Genomic DNA, 3013 nt, shown 5'->3' with positions numbered 1-3013 from the left:
GTCTGCGCGCGGCAAGGCTGCAGGCCATACTGCAGAAGATGCGGGACAATTTCGCCGATCCCGCCATTTCGGCGCAGGGCGTTGCCGGGCAATTGCGGCTCTCGGTCCGCTATGTCCATGACCTGCTGCAGGAAACCGGGGTGAGCTTTGCCGAGCGCATTCTCGAACTGCGCTTGCAGAGGGCGCATCGGATGCTGTCCGACAGGCGCAACGACCGCATGCGGATCAGCGAGATCGCGCTGCTCAGCGGTTTTTCCGACGTGTCCTATTTCAACCGCTGCTTCCGCCGCCGCTTCGGCTCGACGCCGGGCAGCGCCAGATAGTTTCCGACAGCCACCGAATGCACGGCGCGCCGATCGACTGAGGCTGAAAAGCCACACCGACCGGGAAAGCGCCGTGGTGCTTTCCCCGACAATTCGGGTGCGGCCCAGCCCAAGACGCGGCCGGCGGACAATGCAACACCGGATTTCTCGACAACAGCTGGATCTCCGCAGCTCATTTGTGCGGCGGGGAAGCAACATGGGGCGGCAGACAACAATGAAAATTCTTCTTCTCGCAACGGCCTTCATTCTCGCGCCGCTCGGTGTGGCGTGTGCGGCTGATATCAATGAGGTTTCGCCTGTTGCATCCGGCTACGACTGGTCCGGACTCTATGCCGGCGTCGACATCGGCTACGCGGCCGGAAAATCCAATCTGTTCATCGCCGGCGGCGGACTGGGCGGGGCCACCGATCTCAACGTTGGCGTCGATCCGAACGGATTTATCGGCGGCGTCCATATCGGCGCGAATTACCAGATGGAGAACAGCTTCGTGATCGGCGCCGAGGCCGACATTGCGTATGGCAACATAGATGGGCTGACGGCCCTCGACGCCGGCGGCGGCGGCGTCACCACGTTGCTCAAGAGCGAACTCAAATGGTCCGGGTCGGCGCGGCTGCGGGCCGGCTATGCTTTCGATCGGACCTTGCCCTACATCACTGCAGGCGTCGCTGCGGCCAAGTATGAGCTTATTGCGGTCAGCGCCGGTGGCCCTGCCGCCGAAGTAACGCTCCACAGCGACAGCCATGTCGGCTGGACCGTTGGCGCCGGCATCGAGCACGCCTTCACCGACAGGTGGATCGCTCGAGCTGAGTATCGCTACTCGGACTTCGGCAGCCAGGACCTCTCGGTGGCCGCCGGCCTGCCCACGGAAACCCATGTCGACCTCCAGACACAGGATATCCGGGTCGGGCTCAGCTACAAGTTCTGATCCGCTGAAGCTGCTGATCTCCCCCTTGAGGGGGGTGAGGAGTGGTCCGCGCAGCGGACGGAAAGCCAATCGCTTGGCTTTCCGAACGACGAACGCCTGGAACGAAAGCGAAGGGCCGGGTCCGGCAGGCCAGAGGGGGCGGTCCGGCTGGGCTCGGCCTGCTGTTGCGGATGACGTTGGCGCTTTACGCGCGGCGACCCCCTCTGTCGTCTCCGTGGCGCTTTGTTCTTGATCTCACGGTTAGTGGCACGCGAATAGGCGTCGAGCGGAGCCGCAGGGTCAGCGCCGGGCGAGGGGGGACGGCACAGACATCGGCGATCCTTGATGCTTGTCCATGAAATCCGCGAAGTCCAGAAGGATGCGGGCCGCGGAGCTCATGAACCGGGCAAGTTCCTTATTGTTTGTCTTGTCGTAGATAGACCCTGCCGAGGAAGGCCGGCTCGCCGGAGCGCCGGCCGCCCAATGAGCCTGCCACCAGCACGACAAGCGTCAGCAAGTACGGCAAAGTCATCATGAGATAGACAGGAACGTCGGCGCCTATGGCTTGTAGTCTAGGCACAAGCGCATCCGCGCTTCCGAAAAGAAGCGCACCCCAGAGAGCTCGAGCCGCGTTCCAGCGCGAAAAGATGACGAGCGCAACGGCAATCCAGCCGCGCGACGCGACCATTCCCTCCACCCAGACATGACTTGTGGCGACTGAGAGATAGGCTCCGGCGAGACCACAAAACAGCCCGGACGCCAGGACAGCCCCGAACTGAACCAGTTGCACGTCGATACCCGCGACATCCGCGGCGGCCGGGTTTTCCCCGACGGACCTCAACCTGAGGCCATGTCGGCTTTTGGAAAGCCACCACCAGAGCGCGCCGACCAGGGTCGGCAGCGCCAGCGTAACCGGGTCCTGCACCGCGAAAATGCGGCCGAATGCCGAACCGCGGTCTATCCCGAAGAGGTCGCCAAGTGTGGAAATGCCAGAAAAGGTCTTCTGCACGTAGGGTCGCCCCACGACCCCGGTGATGCCCAGTCCGATTGCGACGACGGCTAGGCCGGCGAGCGTATGATTGGCGCGCAAGGCGACTGTCGATATTCCAAACAGCAGAGCGAGAGCCATCGCGGCCGCTGAGCCGGCGGCAAGACCAACCCAAGGATCGGCTCCGGAAAGCACCGTCATCGCGCCGGTCATGGCACTGATCGCCATGAGCCCTTCCGCTCCAAGATTGAGAACGCCGGCTCTTTCGCAGATAATGAGGCCGAGGCTCGCCAGCAGCAACGGTGCCGCATAGCTCGGAATGATGGCAATCCAGCCGATCAGAAAATCCATGCAACTGTCCCTTCCTAGTTCTTGGGCCGTTTGAGCGAATAGGAGCTGAAGAACTGCGCCATCAAAATCGACATCAGTACCGCGCCTTGCATCAGCACGATCATCGCTTCGGAGATCGAGTAGAAAACCTTCAGGACATTCCCGGCGGTGAACACCGCGCCGAGCGCGAAAGAGATCACGACCACCCACAATGGCTTCGCGCGGGCCAGGTAGGCGATCACGATCGCGCTGAAGAGATAGCCGTTGCCGACGGACTGGTTGAGGCGGTGCTCCGTCCCCGCCACGATCATCATGCCGGCAACGCCTGAGAGAGCGCCGGAGAGCAGCACGAGCCCCACGGCTATGCTGAGCACCGGCAGGCCCGTGGCGAGCGCGGCCTTGGCGTTGAAACCTACAGCATCCGCGTAGAAGCCGACCCGGCTGTGTTCCATGACGAACCAGATGGAC

General features: G+C 62.8%; 3 protein-coding genes and 1 pseudogene. 2 read left to right on the top strand and 2 right to left on the bottom strand.

Features of this window, described 5'->3' with window-relative positions; all coding sequences use genetic code 11:
• Positions 1–323: helix-turn-helix transcriptional regulator (locus EN925_RS30155; protein WP_164894481.1), on the top strand; the 323-nt coding region annotated here is incomplete at its 5' end.
• 214 nt (positions 324–537) lie between these two features.
• Complete coding sequence (locus tag EN925_RS30150) at positions 538–1248, top strand: outer membrane protein (protein ID WP_063168592.1); 711 nt, start codon at positions 538–540, stop codon at positions 1246–1248.
• Positions 1249–1642: 394 nt separating this feature from the next.
• On the opposite strand, the gene EN925_RS30145 is transcribed toward EN925_RS30150, so the two are convergent.
• The gene (locus EN925_RS30145; RefSeq protein WP_064993944.1) at positions 1643–2566 is read right to left on the bottom strand and encodes an ABC transporter permease; all 924 of its coding nucleotides are present in this window, start codon (positions 2564–2566) and stop codon (positions 1643–1645) included.
• Positions 2567–2580: 14 nt separating this feature from the next.
• Positions 2581–3013 (bottom strand): annotated as a pseudogene (locus EN925_RS30140) (hypothetical protein); the annotation flags it as partial.

The organism is Mesorhizobium sp. M7A.F.Ca.US.006.04.2.1 (genome assembly GCF_004022915.1).
Classification (GTDB): domain Bacteria; phylum Pseudomonadota; class Alphaproteobacteria; order Rhizobiales; family Rhizobiaceae; genus Mesorhizobium; species Mesorhizobium ciceri.
Note: the sequence above shows the minus strand (reverse complement) of the source record. Positions and strands in the feature narration are given on the sequence as shown.

Coding starts and splice junctions, on each gene's coding strand:
- EN925_RS30150 (WP_063168592.1), top strand. CDS start 538: ATGAAAATTCTTCTTCTCGCAACGGCCTTCATTCTCGCGCCGCTCGGT.
- EN925_RS30145 (WP_064993944.1), bottom strand. CDS start 2,566: ATGGATTTTCTGATCGGCTGGATTGCCATCATTCCGAGCTATGCGGCA.